Origin of the sequence: Streptomyces sp. NPDC002734 (assembly GCF_040295685.1) — a bacterium.
In the GTDB taxonomy this organism is placed as follows: Bacteria; Actinomycetota; Actinomycetes; order Streptomycetales; family Streptomycetaceae; genus Streptomyces.
In genome coordinates, this window is the sequence record NZ_JBEOVU010000001.1 from 238810 (window position 1) to 255228 (window position 16419).

Annotated in this window: 13 protein-coding genes and 1 riboswitch; of the genes, 10 read left to right on the forward strand and 3 right to left on the reverse strand. The window is 72.3% G+C overall.

Annotation, left to right across the window (positions count from 1 at the left end; genetic code table 11):
- Nucleotides 1–184: 184 nt before the first annotated feature.
- The 9 genes from ABT026_RS01095 to ABT026_RS01135 all read left to right on the forward strand — a co-directional run bounded on the left by ABT026_RS01095 (nt 185) and on the right by ABT026_RS01135 (nt 10943).
- Entirely contained in the window at nt 185–1465 is a 1281-nt protein-coding gene (locus ABT026_RS01095; protein WP_351110789.1) for a sensor histidine kinase, read from the forward strand.
- Nucleotides 1466–1469: 4 nt separating this feature from the next.
- The gene (locus tag ABT026_RS01100; protein ID WP_351110791.1) at nt 1470–2153 is read left to right on the forward strand and encodes a sensor domain-containing protein; all 684 of its coding nucleotides are present in this window, start codon (nt 1470–1472) and stop codon (nt 2151–2153) included.
- Nucleotides 2154–2255: 102 nt separating this feature from the next.
- Nucleotides 2256–2915 (forward strand): response regulator transcription factor, encoded by a 660-nt coding sequence (locus ABT026_RS01105; RefSeq protein WP_351111012.1) that lies wholly within the window; start codon nt 2256–2258, stop codon nt 2913–2915.
- A gap of 186 nt (nt 2916–3101) precedes the next feature.
- The gene (locus ABT026_RS01110; protein ID WP_351110793.1) at nt 3102–4997 is read left to right on the forward strand and encodes a 2-oxoacid:acceptor oxidoreductase subunit alpha; all 1896 of its coding nucleotides are present in this window, start codon (nt 3102–3104) and stop codon (nt 4995–4997) included.
- Nucleotides 4990–6069, forward strand: a complete 1080-nt coding sequence (locus ABT026_RS01115) for a 2-oxoacid:ferredoxin oxidoreductase subunit beta (RefSeq protein WP_351110795.1) — start codon at nt 4990–4992, stop codon at nt 6067–6069. The genes ABT026_RS01110 and ABT026_RS01115 overlap by 8 nt, the downstream gene beginning before the upstream one ends.
- Nucleotides 6070–6221: 152 nt before the next feature.
- Nucleotides 6222–7277, forward strand: coding sequence for an EamA family transporter RarD (rarD, locus tag ABT026_RS01120; protein WP_351110797.1), 1056 nt, complete (start codon nt 6222–6224; stop codon nt 7275–7277).
- Nucleotides 7278–7327: 50 nt separating this feature from the next.
- Nucleotides 7328–7792, forward strand: coding sequence for a VOC family protein (locus ABT026_RS01125; RefSeq protein WP_351110799.1), 465 nt, complete (start codon nt 7328–7330; stop codon nt 7790–7792).
- A 106-nt stretch (nt 7793–7898) separates the two neighbouring features.
- A complete protein-coding gene (recQ, locus tag ABT026_RS01130) occupies nt 7899–9767 on the forward strand; it encodes a DNA helicase RecQ (protein WP_502967871.1) in 1869 nt (622 codons plus the stop codon).
- A gap of 342 nt (nt 9768–10109) precedes the next feature.
- Complete coding sequence (locus ABT026_RS01135) at nt 10110–10943, forward strand: HAD family hydrolase (RefSeq protein ID WP_351110801.1); 834 nt, start codon at nt 10110–10112, stop codon at nt 10941–10943.
- A 13-nt stretch (nt 10944–10956) separates the two neighbouring features.
- On the opposite strand, the gene ABT026_RS01140 is transcribed toward ABT026_RS01135, so the two are convergent.
- A complete protein-coding gene (locus tag ABT026_RS01140) occupies nt 10957–11439 on the reverse strand; it encodes a transglycosylase SLT domain-containing protein (protein ID WP_351110803.1) in 483 nt (160 codons plus the stop codon).
- Nucleotides 11440–11441: 2 nt separating this feature from the next.
- A riboswitch (cyclic di-AMP (ydaO/yuaA leader) is annotated at nt 11442–11587 on the reverse strand.
- Nucleotides 11588–12060: 473 nt separating this feature from the next.
- Between ABT026_RS01140 and ABT026_RS01145 the strand changes: the two genes are divergently transcribed.
- Nucleotides 12061–13071, forward strand: a complete 1011-nt coding sequence (locus ABT026_RS01145) for a polyprenyl synthetase family protein (RefSeq protein ID WP_351110805.1) — start codon at nt 12061–12063, stop codon at nt 13069–13071.
- A 118-nt stretch (nt 13072–13189) separates the two neighbouring features.
- Here ABT026_RS01145 and nuoN read toward each other — a convergent pair whose 3' ends face one another.
- Both nuoN and ABT026_RS01155 read right to left on the reverse strand, forming a co-directional pair.
- Nucleotides 13190–14851, reverse strand: a complete 1662-nt coding sequence (nuoN, locus tag ABT026_RS01150; RefSeq protein WP_351110807.1) for an NADH-quinone oxidoreductase subunit NuoN — start codon at nt 14849–14851, stop codon at nt 13190–13192.
- Nucleotides 14848–16419, reverse strand: a complete 1572-nt coding sequence (locus ABT026_RS01155; protein WP_351110809.1) for an NADH-quinone oxidoreductase subunit M — start codon at nt 16417–16419, stop codon at nt 14848–14850. The genes nuoN and ABT026_RS01155 overlap by 4 nt, the downstream gene beginning before the upstream one ends.

Genomic DNA, 16419 nt, shown 5'->3' on the forward strand with positions numbered 1-16419 from the left:
TGGGTCCTCGCCCCGGTCCGGGTGCGGTGGTGGGGTTTCGGTCGCGGGGTTCGGGTCGCGGGCGCGCGCGGCGCGGCCCGGGCCGGGAAGCCGCCGCGAAGCCCCGGGGGTGGGGTTATCCCCCCGTGCCGCTCGGCGGGCCGCCTCATGGCGCGGGTACGTCCCCGCGCGGCAGTCTGGCCCCATGACCACCGAACCGACACCGGCCCCGGTCCCGGCCCCGGTACCGCCGCCCCCGGCCCAGCCGCAGGCCCAGCTCCCGGCCCAGCCGGCCGGCGGGCCCCCGGCAGAGCTCCCGGACGGCGACCGTCTCCCCCCGGCCCGCCTGGCCTACGACGCCTACACGTGGCGGGAGATCGCCTACCTGCTGAGCAACTTCCCGGTGACCGTGGTGGGCTTCACCTACGTCGCGGTGGTGCTGCCGACCGGCGCGGGGCTGGCCGTCACCGCGATCGGGCTGCCCCTGCTGGCGCTCTCCCTGATGGGCGCCCGGCTGCTGGGCCGGCTGGAACGCGGCCGGGCCCGCGGCCTGCTGAAGCTGCGGGTCGACGAGCCGAGCCCGCTGAGCTCGCACAGCCGCTCCGGCAACTTCTTCACCCGCATGTGGAACGCGCTCAAGGACCCGGTGGGCTGGCGGTCCATGCTGTACCACGCGATTCGGCTCCCCTGGGGCATCCTCACCTTCACGGTGACGCTGACCGGCCTGTTCGTGCTGTGGCCGGTGCTCCCCTACGTGGTCCGCGGGATGACGGCGGTGGACCGGGCGATGGTCCGCGGGCTGCTCTCGCCCTCCCCGGACCTGGAGCGGCGGATCGCCGAACTGGAGTCGGACCGCGGCGTGGTGGTGGACACCGCGGCGGCCGACCTGCGCCGCATCGAGCGCGACCTGCACGACGGCGCGCAGGCCAGGCTGGTCAACCTGGCGATGGGGCTCGGTCTCGCCAAGGAGAAGCTGCTGGAGGACCCGGAGACCGCGGCCGCCATGGTCGACGAGGCGCACGGCGAGGTGAAGCTGGCCCTGCGGGAGCTGCGCGACCTGGCCCGCGGCATCCACCCGGCGGTCCTCACCGACCGCGGTCTGGACGCGGCGCTCTCCTCGGTGGCGTCCCGCTGCACGGTCCCGGTGCGCGTGTCGGTGGACCTCCCCGTCCGGCCGGCCGAGGCGCTGGAGGGCATCGCCTACTTCACCGTCTCCGAGCTGCTGCAGAACATCAGCAAGCACAGCGCGGCGCGCGGCGCCTCGGTGGAGGTGTGGCGTGCCGAGGACCGGCTGATGCTCCAGGTGCACGACGACGGCCGGGGCGGGGCCCGCCCGGACGCCGGCTCCGGCCTCGCGGGGCTGGCCGAGCGGCTGGACGCGGTGGACGGCGTGCTCGTCGTCGACTCCCCGGAGGGCGGCCCCACCACGGTGACCGCCGAACTGCCCTGGCGGGACAGGCCCGTCACATTCACGAAGGAAGGCTGACGTCATGACCGCCGTCCATCCGTACCGGCGTGCCGCGCGCCGGCCCGCCGTGCTGGCTCCGCTGATGGAGCCCGCGACCCCGCTGGCCGTGCTCCACTCGCTGCTGAACCTGCCGGTGGCGATCGTGCTGTTCACCTACGTGGTGACGGCCGTGTCGCTGGGCGCCGGGCTGCTGGTCACCGTGGTGGGCCTCCCGGTGCTGGTGCTGGCCCTGGCCGGCTGCCGCCTGCTGGGCTCCGCCGAGCGGGCCCGGGTGCGGCTGCTGCTGGGCGAGCGGGTCGCCTCCCCCGAGCCGCTGACGCCGCGTGGTGACGCGCCGCGGCCGGTCGCCTGGTGCGGCGCGGTGCTGCGCAGCGGGTCGACCTGGCGGCAGGCCCTGTACGCGCTGGTGCACCTGCCGTGGGCGGTGGTCTCGTTCACCGTGACGGTGACCCTCTGGTCCCTCGGCCTCGGCATGCTCTCGATGCCGCTCTGGTACTGGACCCTGCCGGTCGACGACCGGGCGATCCACTTCCTGGACGAGGCCGGCCCGGCCTGGCTGGGGTCGACCCCGGTGGAGCTCGCCGTGACCTGCCTGCTGGGCGCGGTGTTCACGCTGGCGGCCGCCTGGGCGGCCCGCGGCATGGCGGTGGTCGACACGACGCTGGCCCGCGGCCTGCTGGGGCCGTCGGGGCGGAAGACGGTCTAGCCCTGGGAAGAGCGGGAAGCGGCGGCGGGGGGCGGGAAACGCCCCCCGCCGCCACGCGGTTGCTGAAATGCTGGACCCGTGGAGAACGTGGAGGACAACAGCGTGCGGGTGGTCATCGCCGAGGACTCGGTGCTGCTGCGGGAGGGGCTGACGCGGCTGCTCACCGACCGGGGCCACGAGGTGGTCGCCGGGGTCGGCGACGGGGAGGGTCTGGTGAAGACCGTCTCCGACCTCGCCGCCCGGGGCGAGCTGCCCGACGTGGTGGTGGCCGACGTGCGGATGCCGCCCACCCATACGGACGAAGGGGTGCGGGCCGCCGTCCGCATCCGTGTCGACCACCCCGAGGTGGGGGTGCTGGTCCTGTCGCAGTACGTGGAGGAGCGGTACGCCACCGAGCTGCTGGCGAGCTCCAGCCGGGGTGTGGGGTACCTGCTGAAGGACCGCGTCGCCGACGTGCGGGAGTTCACCGACGCGGTGGTCCGGGTGGCGCGCGGCGGGACGGCGCTGGACCCGGAGGTGGTGGCCCAGCTGCTCGGGCGCAGCCGCCGGCAGGACGTCCTGGAGGGTCTGACCCCGCGCGAGCGCGAGGTCCTGGGGCTGATGGCGGAGGGCCGCACCAATTCGGCGATCGCCCGCAGGCTCGTGGTCAGCGACGGCGCGGTGGAGAAGCACGTCAGCAACATCTTCATGAAGCTGGGACTGTCCCAGAGTGACGGGGATCACCGGCGGGTTCTAGCGGTACTCCGGTACCTGAACACATGACCGATGTCACTCTGGACCGAGGGACCCTTGTTGACAAATTGTCAACGGGACGGCTCCCCTCGCGCTTCGCGCCATACGGTGCGGAGCGAATGACATAGGAAGGCAGCCCTTACAGACTTAGGGTTGAAGCGGGAGCGGCCGGCCGAAGGCGACTCCCGTACTTGCCGCCCAGGGAGGTCCAGTTCAGTGACCAGCCAGGTCAGTACAGAGCGTGAACCGGCAGCGGTGAAGGACGTCCGCCGGCTGGAACGGGTGGTCATCCGGTTCGCGGGTGACTCGGGTGACGGAATGCAGCTCACCGGCGACCGTTTCACCTCGGAGACGGCGTCCTTCGGCAACGACCTGTCGACCCTGCCCAACTTCCCCGCCGAGATCCGCGCCCCCGCAGGCACCCTCCCGGGCGTCTCCTCCTTCCAGCTCCACTTCGCGGACCACGACATCCTCACCCCCGGCGACGCGCCCAACGTGCTGGTCGCCATGAACCCGGCCGCCCTCAAGGCCAACCTCGCCGACCTGCCGCGGGGCGCGGAGATCATCGTCAACACCGACGAGTTCACCTCCCGCGCCCTGCAGAAGGTCGGTTACGCCGTCGACCCGCTGGACGACGGCACGCTCGACGGCTACCAGGTGCACCCGGTGCCGCTCACCACCCTGACGGTGGAGGCCCTGAAGGAGTACGGCCTCACCCGTAAGGAGGCCGAGCGCAGCAAGAACATGTTCGCGCTCGGTCTGCTGAGCTGGATGTACCACCGGCCGACCGAGGGAACCGAGGCGTTCCTGCGGAAGAAGTTCGCGAAGAAGCCGCAGATCGCCGAGGCGAACATCGCGGCCTTCCGGGCGGGCTGGAACTTCGGCGAGACGACGGAGGACTTCGCCGTCTCCTACGAGGTGGCCCCGGCGTCGAAGGCGTTCCCGCCCGGCGTCTACCGCAACATCTCCGGCAACCTGGCGCTGTCCTACGGCCTGGTCGCCGCCGGGCGGCAGTCCGGGCTGCCGCTCTACCTGGGCTCGTACCCGATCACCCCGGCCTCCGACATCCTGCACGAGCTGAGCCGGCACAAGAACTTCGGCGTGCGCACCTTCCAGGCCGAGGACGAGATCGCCGGCATCGGGGCGGCGCTCGGCGCGGCCTTCGGCGGCTCGCTGGCGGTCACCACGACCTCCGGGCCGGGTGTCGCGCTGAAGTCGGAGACGGTGGGCCTCGCCGTCTCGCTGGAGCTGCCGCTGCTGATCGTGGACATCCAGCGCGGCGGCCCGTCGACCGGCCTGCCCACCAAGACGGAGCAGGCGGACCTGCTCCAGGCGATGTACGGCCGCAACGGCGAGGCGCCGGTCCCGGTGGTCGCCCCGCAGACCCCGGCGGACTGCTTCGACGCGGCGCTGGAGGCGGCCCGGATCGCGCTGACCTACCGCACCCCGGTCTTCCTGCTCTCCGACGGCTACCTCGCCAACGGCAGCGAGCCGTGGCGGGTGCCGGACGTGGAGGACCTGCCGGACCTGCGGGTGGAGTTCGCCGACGGGCCGAACCACACCACCGAGGACGGCGTCGAGGTCTTCTGGCCGTACAAGCGCGATCCCGAGACGCTGGCCCGTCCCTGGGCGGTGCCGGGCACGCCCGGTCTGGAGCACCGGATCGGCGGCATCGAGAAGCAGGACGGCACGGGCAACATCTCCTACGACCCGGCCAACCACGACTTCATGGTCCGTACCCGCCAGGCCAAGATCGACGGCATCGCGGTGCCCGACCTCGAGGTCGACGACCCGGACGGCGACGCCCGGATCCTGGTGCTCGGCTGGGGCTCCACCTACGGCCCGATCACGGCGGCGGTCCGCCGGCTGCGCGGCATCGGCCACCCGGTCGCCCAGGCCCACCTGCGGCACCTGAACCCGTTCCCGGCCAACCTGGGCGAGGTGCTGCGGCGCTACGACAAGGTCGTGGTCCCGGAGATGAACCTGGGCCAGCTCGCCTCGCTGATCAGGGCGAAGTACCTGGTCGACGCCCGTTCCCACACCCAGGTCAACGGCATGCCGTTCAAGGCGGAGCAGCTCGCCTCGGCGCTGAAGGAGGAACTCGATGCCTGAGACGTCCGGGACCACCGCGTCCGGCAACGCCCTGCTGTCGCTGGTGCCCAAGGCGGTCGGCCGGCAGTCCATGAAGGACTTCAAGTCGGACCAGGAGGTCCGCTGGTGCCCCGGCTGCGGCGACTACGCGGTCCTCGCCGCCGTGCAGGGCTTCATGCCGGAGCTGGGGCTGGCGAAGGAGAACATCGTCTTCGTCTCCGGCATCGGCTGTTCCTCCCGCTTCCCCTATTACATGAACACCTACGGGATGCACTCCATCCACGGGCGTGCCCCGGCCATCGCGACCGGGCTGGCCACCTCGCGGCAGGACCTGAGCGTGTGGGTGGTCACCGGTGACGGCGACGCGCTCTCCATCGGCGGCAACCACCTGATCCACGCCCTGCGCCGGAACGTCAATCTGAAGATCCTCCTCTTCAACAACCGGATCTACGGACTGACCAAGGGGCAGTACTCCCCCACCTCCGAGCTCGGCAAGATCACCAAGTCGACGCCGATGGGCTCGCTGGACGCCCCCTTCAACCCGGTGTCGCTGGCGCTCGGCGCGGAGGCGACCTTCGTGGCGCGGACGGTGGACTCCGACCGCAAGCACCTCACCGAGGTGCTACGGCAGGCCGCCGCCCACGAGGGCACGGCGCTGGTGGAGATCTACCAGAACTGCAACATCTTCAACGACGGCGCCTTCGACGTGATCAAGGACCGTGAGCAGGCGCAGGAGGCGGTGATCCGGCTGGAGCACGGGCAGCCGATCCGCTTCGGGGCCGACGGCGCCAAGGGCGTGGTGCGCGACCGGGCCACCGGCGACCTGGTGGTCGTCGACGTCACCCCCGAGAACGAGGGCGACGTGCTGGTCCACGACGCGCACGCCACCTCGCCGACCACCGCGTTCGCGCTCTCCCGGCTGGCCGACCCGAACACCCTGCACCACACGCCGATCGGCGTGCTGCGGTCGGTGGGCCGGCCGGTCTACGACACGCTCATGGCGCGGCAGCTGGAGGACGCCGTCGAGCGGCAGGGCGAGGGCGACCTGGGCGCGCTGCTGGCGGGCGGCGACACCTGGACGGTCGCCGGCTGAGAGCCGACCGCGAGCCCGCTTAGGGGCCCGCACGCCGGCGCACCCCGCCTGTCAGGACCGTATGTCGATACGGGAATGACAGGCGGGGTGCTCGGCGTTACCTTCCGGATGGTGCCGACGCTGTGGGAGCGAGGCAGCCAGAAGGAGGAGAGATGGCACAGCCGGCGCCGCGGAGCGAGAACAAGATCGGTCTGCTGAACGGATTCGCCGCCTACGGCATGTGGGGCCTGGTCCCCCTGTTCTGGCCGCTGCTCAAGCCCGCGGGAGCGATCGAGATCCTCGCGCACCGGATGATCTGGTCGCTGGTGCTGGTCGGCCTCGTGCTGCTGGTGATGCGCCGCTGGGCCTGGGCGGGCGAGCTGATACGACAGCCCCGCAAGCTCGCGCTGATCACCCTGGCCGCCGCGGTGATCACCGTGAACTGGGGCGTCTACATCTGGGCGGTCAACGCCGGCCAGGTGGTGGAGGCGTCGCTCGGCTACTTCATCAACCCGCTGGTCACCATCGCCCTCGGCGTGCTCCTCCTCAAGGAGCGGCTGCGGCCCGTGCAGTGGGCGGCGGTCGGCGTCGGCGCCGCCGCCGTCGTGGTGCTGACGGTCGGCTACGGCCGGCTGCCCTGGGTCTCGCTGACCCTGGCCTTCTCCTTCGCCGCCTACGGCCTGGTCAAGAAGAAGGTGAACATCGGCGGTCTGGAGTCGATGGCCGCCGAGACCGCGATCCAGTTCCTGCCCGCCCTCGGCTACCTGCTGTGGCTGAGCTCCCAGGGCGACTCCACCTTCGCCACCGAGGGCGCCGGGCACGCGGCGCTGCTGGCCGCCACCGGCGTGGTCACCGCGGTCCCGCTGATCTGCTTCGGCGCCGCCGCCATCCGGGTCCCGCTGTCCACGCTGGGCCTGCTGCAGTACCTGGCGCCGGTCTTCCAGTTCGGCCTGGGCGTCCTCTACTTCCACGAGGCCATGCCGCCGGAGCGCTGGGCCGGCTTCTCCCTGGTGTGGCTGGCCCTCTCCCTGCTCACCTGGGACGCGCTGCGCAACGCGCGCCGCTCGGCCCGCGCCCTGCGCGCGGCGGCGGCAGCGGCCGTGGCCGTGGCCCCGGAGGACCCGGCGGCGCTGCCCGAGGGGGCGACGGCCTTCCCGAAGCCCGCGGGGCCCGTGGAGTCCGCAGCGTCCGCGGCGTCCGCCGAGGCGACGCGGGAGCGCACGGCCTGATCGCCCGTTCCGGTTGCGCGCGCCCTTCCACCACCCGTAAGAGTGGTGCCATGACGGAATCCGCGGTGCCTGTCCACTGGAAGCTCGTCGTCGACGCAGCCGATCCGCACGCCCTGGCCGACTTCTGGGCGGCCGCCCTGCGATACGTCCCGGAGGACAACAGTCCCCTGGTCGAGAAGCTGCTGAGCGCCGGCGTGGTACCCGCCGAGGCCACCCTGGAGTGGCGGGGCCGCGCCGCCTGGCGGAACCTCGCGGCGGTCCGGCATCCGGAGGACCCGCACGACGAGGAGTCCGGGACGGGCCTGGGGCGGCGGCTGCTGTTCCAGCGGGTGCCCGAGCCCAAGACCGGCAAGAACCGCCTGCATCTGGACCTGCACCCCGGGAACGGGGCGCGTGAGGCCGAGGTCGAGCGGCTGACCGCGCTGGGCGCCCGGGTGCTGCGCGAGGTCCGCGAGCAGGGCGGCGCCTGGACGGTCATGTACGACCCCGAGGGCAACGAGTTCTGCGTCCACTGATTCTCCGCGGCGGCGGGCCGGCCGGCGGGGGCCTGTGGAAAACTCCGGCGCCGTCGGTCCGTCCGCCTATGGTGGAGGAAGGTCTACAGGGACGGGCGGTACAGGTGTGACCACGGCAACGGTGACGGAGACGGGCGCGACGGGCGCGGGCGGCCCCGCGCTCGAGACGCTGCGGAAGGTCTTCGGCTACGAGTCCTTCCGCGGCGAGCAGCAGGCCGTGGTCGACCACGTCGTCTCCGGCGGGGACGCCGTGGTGCTGATGCCCACCGGCGGCGGCAAGTCGCTCTGCTACCAGATCCCCGCCCTGGTCCGCCCCGGCACCGGCGTGGTGATCTCGCCGCTGATCGCCCTGATGCAGGACCAGGTCGACGCCCTGCGCGCGGCCGGTGTGCGGGCCGGTTTCCTCAACTCCACCCAGCACTTCGACGAGCAGCGGCTGGTCGAGGCCCAGTTCCAGGCCGGCGAGCTGGACCTGCTCTACCTCGCCCCGGAGCGGCTGCGCCTGGAGTCCACCCTCAACCTGCTCTCCCGGGGGCGGATCTCCCTCTTCGCCATCGACGAGGCGCACTGCGTCGCCCAGTGGGGCCACGACTTCCGCCCCGACTACCTGGCGCTGTCGGTGCTGGGCGAGCGCTGGCCCGACGTGCCGCGGATGGCCCTGACGGCGACGGCCACCCGGGCGACGCACGAGGAGATCACCCGCCGGCTCGGCCTGGGCTCCGCCCGGCACTTCGTCGCCGGGTTCGACCGGCCGAACATCCAGTACCGGATCGTGCCCAAGGCCGAGCCGAAGAAGCAGCTGCTGGCGTTCCTGCGCGAGGAGCACCCGGGCGACGCCGGGATCGTGTACTGCCTCTCCCGGAACTCCGTGGAGAAGACCGCCGAGTTCCTCACCGCCCACGGCGTCGAGGCGGTGCCGTACCACGCCGGCCTGGACGCCGGGACCCGCGCCGCCCACCAGGCGCGCTTCCTGCGCGAGGAGGGCCTGGTGGTGGTCGCCACCATCGCCTTCGGCATGGGCATCGACAAGCCCGACGTGCGGTTCGTGGCCCACCTGGACCTGCCGAAGTCGGTCGAGGGCTACTACCAGGAGACCGGTCGCGCGGGCCGCGACGGGCTGCCCTCCACCGCCTGGATGACGTACGGCCTCAACGACGTCGTCCAGCTGCGGAAGATGATCCTGTCGGGCGAGGGCGACGAGGCCTTCCGCCGACGGGCCCAGGCGCACCTGGACGCCATGCTGGCCCTGTGCGAGACGGTCCGCTGCCGCCGGGAGCAGCTCCTCGCCTACTTCGGCCAGGAGGCCGCCGAGGAGAGCTGCGGCAACTGCGACACCTGCCTGGCGCCGCCGGAGACCTGGGACGCCACCGTGGCCGCCCAGAAGGCGCTGTCCACCGTGGTCCGGCTGGAGCGGGAGCGGCGCCAGAAGTTCGGCGCCACCCAGATCACCGACATCCTGCTGGGCAAGCGCACCGCGAAGGTGATCCAGTTCGACCACGACCAGCTGTCCGTCTTCGGCATCGGCGAGGACCTGGCCGAGGGCGAGTGGCGGGGCGTGATCCGGCAGCTGCTGGCCCAGGGCCTGCTGTCGGTGGAGGGCGAGTACGGCACGCTGGTGCTGACCGAGGGCAGCGCGGCCGTGCTGCGCGGCGAGCGGCAGGTGCCGATGCGCAAGGAGCCGAAGAAGGTGCCCTCGGCGAGGGGCGAGCGCAAGGCCAAGGCGGCTGCGGCCGTGGCGGAGCTCCCCGAGGAGCTCCAGCCGGTCTTCGAGGCGCTGCGCGGCTGGCGGGCCGAGCGGGCCCGGGAGCAGGGCGTTCCCGCCTACGTGATCTTCCACGACGCGACCCTGCGGGAGATCGCGGCGGCGCGCCCGTCGTCGGTGGAGGAGCTGCGCGGCATCAGCGGCATCGGCGAGAAGAAGCTGGCCACCCACGGCGAGAGCGTCGTCGAGCTGCTGACCTCGCTCGACGCCTGAGCGACCGCCCGCCTGGCGCGACGCCCGCCTGAGAGGACCGCCCGCCTCGGACGACCGCCTGCCTGAGCGACCGCCCGCCCGGGACGGCCGCTTGCCCGGGACGGCCGCTTGCCCGGGGCGCGGCTCGCCCGGAACGGCCGCCTGCCCGGGGCGCGGCTCGCCCGGAACGGCCGCCTGCCCGGGGCGCGGCTCGCCCGGAACGGCCGCCTGCCCGGGCGGCGCGGCTCGCCCCGCCGCGCCGCGTGGTGCGCTCACCTGAGAGGGGCAACGCCCTATTGCACATATCCAGTTGGCGTGTCAACCCGTCACGGGGGCGCTCCGGGAGGTCCGTATTCTCTGATCATGCCCGCACCCGCCGCCTATGCGCCCCCCTCCCGCACGCTCCCCGCGTACGCCCTCATCGCCACGGACCTGGACGGCACGCTCCTGCGCGACGACGACACCGTCTCCCCCCGCACCCGTGCGGCCCTGGGGTCGGCCGCGCGGTCAGGCGCCCGGCACCTGGTGGTGACGGGCCGGCCCGCGCCCCGGGTACGCGACCTGCTCGCCGGCATCGGCGGCGGCTTCGCGGTGTGCGGCCAGGGCGCGCAGCTCTACGACGCGGACCGGGACCGGCTGGTGTGGTCGATGACCCTGGACCGGGAGCTGGCGGAGACGGCGCTCGGCAAGATCGAGGCCGAGGTGGGCCAGGTGTACGCGGCCGTCGACCAGGACGGCGTCCAGGGGCTCACGCTGATCGAGCCGGGCTACCGGATGGCGCGGCCCACGCTCCCCGCGGAGCGGGTCGGCCGCCGGAGCGACCTGTGGGAGCGCCCGATCACCAAGGTGCTGCTGTCCCACCCGGAGCTCACCGACGACGAGCTGACCGCGGTGGCGGCCTCGGCGGTCGGCTCGCTGGCCACCGCGACGATGTCGGGCCCCGGGACGGTGGAGCTGCAGCCGCACGGGGTCACCAAGGCCACCGGGCTGGCCATGGCGGCGTCACGCCTCGGTCTGGGCCCGGAGGACGCCGTCGCCTTCGGCGACATGCCGAACGACGTCCCGATGTTCCGCTGGGCGGCCCATGGGGTGGCCATGGCCAACGCGCACCCGGAGCTGAAGGCGGTCGCCGACGAGGTCACCACGACGAACGAGGACGACGGCGTGGCCGTCGTCCTCGAGCGGTTGTTCCCCTGAGGGGAGCGGGGGATCAGTAGGCGCTGTTGACGTTGTCGATCGAGCCGTAGCGGTCGGCGGCGTAGTTGCACGCCGCGACGATGTTGGCGACCGGGTCGAACGGCGAGGTGTCGGTCCCCTCGACGTGGTAGGCGTCGAAGGTGGGGTCGATCACCTGGAGCAGGCCCTTGGAGGGGATGCCGTTGATCGCGTTGATGTCCCAGTCGTTGATGGCGAGCGGGTTGCCCGAGGACTCGCGCATCACGTTGCGGTGGATGCCGTCGTAGGTGCCCGGGATGCCGTGCTTCGCCATGACGGCGAGGGCCTCGCGGATCCAGCCGTCGAGGCTGTCCGTGGTGGCGGCCAGGTGGGTGACCTTGTTGCCCGGGGCGACGGTGACCGAGGTCTGCGCGGTGGGGGTCTCGGCGGCCCAGGCGCCGGTGGCGCCCACGATCGGCGCGGCGACGACGGCCGCGGCGACGGCGAGGGCCGACGCGGTACGGGTGAGACGGGACATGCGTTCTTCCTCTCCGGCGCCTGCGAGGTGAGCTGTCGGATTCGGGCCAGAAAGGCTGCCCGGCCCGCCGCCCGATGGGACGGCAGGCTTCACCCCTAGCCGTCCCGGAGGCGCGCTCGCGCGCGCTCCGGTCCGGCGGTGTACCTGGGTCCCCCGCTCCTGCCGTGCGTGGAATGGGTCTGTGGGGTGCGGGCGGCGGCAGGATTCGGCGTTCCGCCCGGCTGGCGCGAAACGTATGCGAGAGCGGATATCCGAAACAAGTACGATCTCCGTGGATCATGCTGGTTGATCATGTTTGCGGGCGATTCGTCCACTCGGGCCGCCTCCGGACCCGCCTCTCAACCCGCCCTGCCTGTGGGCGACTTCGGGTCATTGAGCCCCGTCCGTCCACCCCGCGTCGCTGTGGCCCATGTCACGGATCGACCGATGATCATACAAAACGAACGAACAAGTCATCAATCCGGCAATTTCCCCTCAAACGGACAGGGCGTCTCCGGCCATCTGGCGGGTGGGGGCTGTCGGTGATCCAAACCCGACCGGATACGCTGAGTGGGGTGATGGCAATGACCTATCGACAAGCCGTGTGATCGTCAGCACACACCAGCAGACAGGAGTCCCCTCGTGAGCGTGGTCGGGCCGTTCGGGCTGAGGGTTCGGGACCAGGCGCTGGAGACCGCCGTCCAGGCAGGTATGGCGGCCGTCGAGGAAGGTCTGCTCGAAGCCACCAAGAGCGAGGTCCCGTTCATCACCGAGGCCGCTCAGCACCTCGTGAAGGCGGGCGGCAAGCGGTTCCGTCCGCTGCTCGTCATGCTCGCCGCGCAGTTCGGCGATCCGGACGCGCCGGGGATCGTTCCCTCGGCCGTCGTCGTCGAGCTCACGCATCTCGCCACGCTGTACCACGACGACGTGATGGACGAGGCCGAGGTGCGCCGCGGCGTGCCCAGCGCCAACAGCCGCTGGGACAACTCGGTGGCGGTGCTCACCGGCGACTTCCTCTTCGCCCGCGCCTCGCACATCCTGGCCGACCTCGGCCCGGAGGCGGTGCGGGTGCAGGCCGAGGCCTTCGAGCGCCTGGTCACCGGCCAGATCCTGGAGACCGCCGGTCCGTCCGCCGGGCGCTCCCCCATCGACCACTACCTCGACGTGCTGGCCGGCAAGACCGGCTCGCTGGTCGCCGTCGCCTGCCGCTTCGGCGCGATGATGTCCGGCGCCGACCACCAGGTCGTGGACGTGCTCACGCAGTACGGCGAGCGGCTGGGCGTGGCCTTCCAGCTGGCCGACGACGTCCTGGACGTCGCCTCCGACTCCTCCGACTCCGGCAAGACCCCGGGAACCGACCTGCGTGAGGGCATCCCCACGCTGCCGGTGCTGCGGCTGCGCGAGCGGGTGGAGCGGCTGGGGCTGCCCGAGGACGTCGCCCTGTGCGAGCTGCTGGACTCCGACCTGTCGGACGAGGCGCACCTGGCCGAGGCGGTCGCCCGGCTGCGGGAGCACCCCGCGTTGGAGGACGCCCGGGCGGACACCGTCCGCTACGCGCAGGAGGCCCGCGCCGCGCTGGCCCCGCTGCCGGAGTGCGAGGCCAGGACGGCCCTCATGCACCTCTGCGACGCCGTGGTGCACCGCGCGGGCTGACCCCCGCGCCACGCCCCCGTACCGCACGCCGAAGGCCCGGCTCCCCCCGAGGGAACCGGGCCTTCGGCGTCGATGGGACGCCCTGCGTCGGAGCGTCCGGCGTCGGGACGCCCGTCGCTCAGCGGACGAAGATCCCCGCCTGGCTCGCCAGGTCCAGGAAGTACTGCGGCGCCACGCCCAGCACGACGGTGACCGCCGCGCCGACCGCGATCGCCGCGGTCGTCAGCGGCGACGCCACCGCGACCGTCGGCCCGTCCGGCTTGGGCTCGCTGAAGAACATCAGCACGATCACCCGGATGTAGAAGAACGCCGCGACCGCCGAGGACAGCACGCCGACCACCACCAGCGGGGCCGCGCCGCCCTCCGCCGCCGCCTTGAAGACGGCGAACTTCCCCGCGAACCCGGAGGTCAGCGGAATACCCGCGAAGGCCAGCAGGAAGACCGCGAACACCGCCGCCACCAGCGGCGAACGCCGCCCGAGACCGGCCCACTTGGACAGGTGGGTGGCCTCGCCGCCCGCGTCGCGCACCAGCGTCACCACGGCGAAGGCGCCGACGGTGACGAAGGAGTACGCGGCCAGGTAGAAGAGGACCGAGGAGATCCCCTCCGGCTTCGCCGCGATCACACCGGCCAGGATGAACCCGGCGTGCGCGATGGAGGAGTAGGCCAGCAGCCGCTTGATGTCGGTCTGCGTGATGGCGACGATCGCGCCGATCACCATGGTGACCGCGGCCACGCCCCACATCACCGGCCGCCAGTCCCAGCGCAGCCCCGGAAGCACCACGTACAGCAGCCGCAGCAGCGCGCCGAAGGCCGCCACCTTGGTCGCCGCCGCCATGAAGCCGGTCACCGGGGTCGGAGCGCCCTGGTAGACGTCCGGGGTCCACATGTGGAACGGCACCGCGCCCACCTTGAAGAGCAGACCCATCGTCACCAGCGCGGCGCCCAGGAGCAGCAGCACGTCGTTGCCCATGGTGCCGGCCAGCGCCGGGCTGACCTCGCCGACCGTGCCCTCGACGACCTGGGCGATCCGGCCGTAGGCGACCGAGCCGGAGTAGCCGTAGAGCAGCGCGATGCCGAAGAGGGTGAACGCGGAGGCGAAGGCGCCCAGCAGGAAGTACTTGACCGCGGCCTCCTGCGACAGCAGCCGCTTGCGGCGGGCCAGCGCGCAGAGCAGGTACAGCGGGAGGGAGAAGACCTCCAGCGCGATGAACAGGGTCAGCAGGTCGTTGGCGGCCGGGAAGACCAGCATGCCGCCGACCGCGAAGAGCAGCAGCGGGAACACCTCGGTGGTGGTGAAGCCGGCCTTCACGGCCGCCTTCTCGCTCTCGCTGCCGGGCACCGACGCCGCCTGCGCGGCGAAGGAGTCCACGTGGTTGCCGTGCGCCTGGGGATCGAGCCGGCGCTCGGCGAAGGTGAACATCGCGACCAGGCCGACCAGCATGATCACGCCCTGCAGGAACAGCGCGGGCCCGTCCACCGCGATCGCGCCCTCGGCGGCGATGCCCGCCCGGCTGGTCGCGTACCCGCCGACCGCGAGCGCCACCACGGCGGCGAAGCCCGAGGCGAGCGCGACGGCGGACAGGAAGAGCTGCGCGTGGTAGCGGGCCCGGCGGGGCACGAAGGCCTCCACCAGGATGCCCAGTACCGCCGCGCCGATGACGATCAGCACCGGCGACAGCTGCGCGTACTCGATCGTCGGGGCCGGAATCTTGGCGATCGACCCGTCCGCGGGGGCGGCCAGGTCTGTCCACAGGCCGTGGACGGCTGATGCGCTCACTTGGCCGCCTCCACCTCGGGCTCGGGGTCGTGCTGCTGCACGTCGGACATGGTGTGCCGGACCGCCGGGTTGACGAGGTCCGTGAGGGGCTGCGGGTAGACGCCCAGGAAGATCAGCAGGGCGATCAGCGGGGCCGCGACCGCGAGTTCACGCACCCGCAGATCGGGCAGCTTGGCGACCTCGGGCCTGACCGGCCCGGTCATGGTCCGCTGGTAGAGCACCAGCGTGTACAGCGCGGCCAGCACGATGCCGAAGGTGGCGATGACGCCGACCACCGGGTAGCGGGCGAAGGCGCCCACCAGCACCAGGAACTCGCTGACGAACGGGGCGAGTCCGGGCAGCGACAGGGTGGCCAGACCGCCGATCAGGAAGGTGCCGGCCAGCACCGGGGCCACCTTCTGCACGCCGCCGTAGTCGGCGATCAGGCGCGAGCCGCGGCGGGAGATCAGGAAGCCGGCCACCAGCATCAGCGCCGCCGTCGAGATCCCGTGGTTGACCATGTACAGCGTCGCGCCGGACTGGCCCTGGCTGGTCATCACGAAGACGCCCAGGATGATGAAGCCGAAGTGCGAGATGGAGGCGTACGCCACCAGCCGCTTGATGTCCCGCTGCCCGACCGCGAGCAGCGCGCCGTAGACGATGCTGATCAGCGCCAGCACCAGCACCACCGGGGTGGCCCACTTGCTGGCCTCGGGGAAGAGGCCGAGGCAGAAGCGGAGCATCGCGAAGGTGCCGACCTTGTCGACCACGGCGGTGATCAGCACCGCGACCGGGGCGGTGGCCTCCCCCATGGCGTTGGGCAGCCAGGTGTGCAGCGGCCACAGCGGGGCCTTGACGGCGAAGGCGAGGAAGAAGCCGAGGAACAGCAGCCGTTCGGTGTTCGTCCCCATCGTCAGCTCGCCGTCGGCGCGGGCGGCCAGGATGTCCGGCAGCGAGAAGCTGCCGGCGGCGACGTACAGCCCGATCACCGCGGCCAGCATGATCAGACCGCCGGCCAGGTTGTACAACAGGAACTTGACCGCCGCGTACGACCGCTGGGTGGCGGCGGCCTCCTCGCCGCCCTGGTGGGCGCGGTCCCCGAAGCCGCCGATGAGGAAGTACATCGGGATCAGCATGGCTTCGAAGAAGATGTAGAAGAGGAAGACGTCGGTGGCCTCGAAGGAGAGGATCACCATCGCCTCGACCATCAGGATCAGCGCGAAGAAGCCCTGGGTGGGGCGCCAGCGCTTGCTCTGCGTCTCCAGAGGGTCGGCGTCGTGCCAGCCGGCCAGGACGATGAACGGGATCAGCACCGCGGTCAGCAGCGTGAGCGCCACCCCGATGCCGTCCACGCCGAGCTCGTAGCGGACCCCGAAGGCCGGGATCCAGTCGTAGCTCTCGGTCAGCTGGAACCGCGCGCCGCCCGGGTCGAAGCGGACCGCGACCACGACGGCCAGGGCCAGCGTGCCCAGCGAGACGAGGAGCGCCAGCCACTTGGCGGCCTCGCGTCGCGCGGCGGGGACGGCGGCGGTGGCGACCGCCCCGAGGGCGGGCAGCACCGCGGTCGCCGTCAGCAGGGGAAAGCTCAT

What these genes read in the sequence shown, in the direction of transcription:
- ABT026_RS01115 (WP_351110795.1), top strand. Translation starts at nt 4,990, where the DNA reads ATGCCTGAGACGTCCGGGACCACCGCGTCCGGCAACGCCCTGCTGTCG.
- ABT026_RS01095 (WP_351110789.1), top strand. Translation starts at nt 185, where the DNA reads ATGACCACCGAACCGACACCGGCCCCGGTCCCGGCCCCGGTACCGCCG.
- ABT026_RS01135 (WP_351110801.1), top strand. Translation starts at nt 10,110, where the DNA reads ATGCCCGCACCCGCCGCCTATGCGCCCCCCTCCCGCACGCTCCCCGCG.
- ABT026_RS01125 (WP_351110799.1), top strand. Translation starts at nt 7,328, where the DNA reads ATGACGGAATCCGCGGTGCCTGTCCACTGGAAGCTCGTCGTCGACGCA.
- ABT026_RS01140 (WP_351110803.1), bottom strand. Translation starts at nt 11,439, where the DNA reads ATGTCCCGTCTCACCCGTACCGCGTCGGCCCTCGCCGTCGCCGCGGCC.
- ABT026_RS01155 (WP_351110809.1), bottom strand. Translation starts at nt 16,419, where the DNA reads ATGAGCTTTCCCCTGCTGACGGCGACCGCGGTGCTGCCCGCCCTCGGG.
- ABT026_RS01100 (WP_351110791.1), top strand. Translation starts at nt 1,470, where the DNA reads ATGACCGCCGTCCATCCGTACCGGCGTGCCGCGCGCCGGCCCGCCGTG.
- rarD (WP_351110797.1), top strand. Translation starts at nt 6,222, where the DNA reads ATGGCACAGCCGGCGCCGCGGAGCGAGAACAAGATCGGTCTGCTGAAC.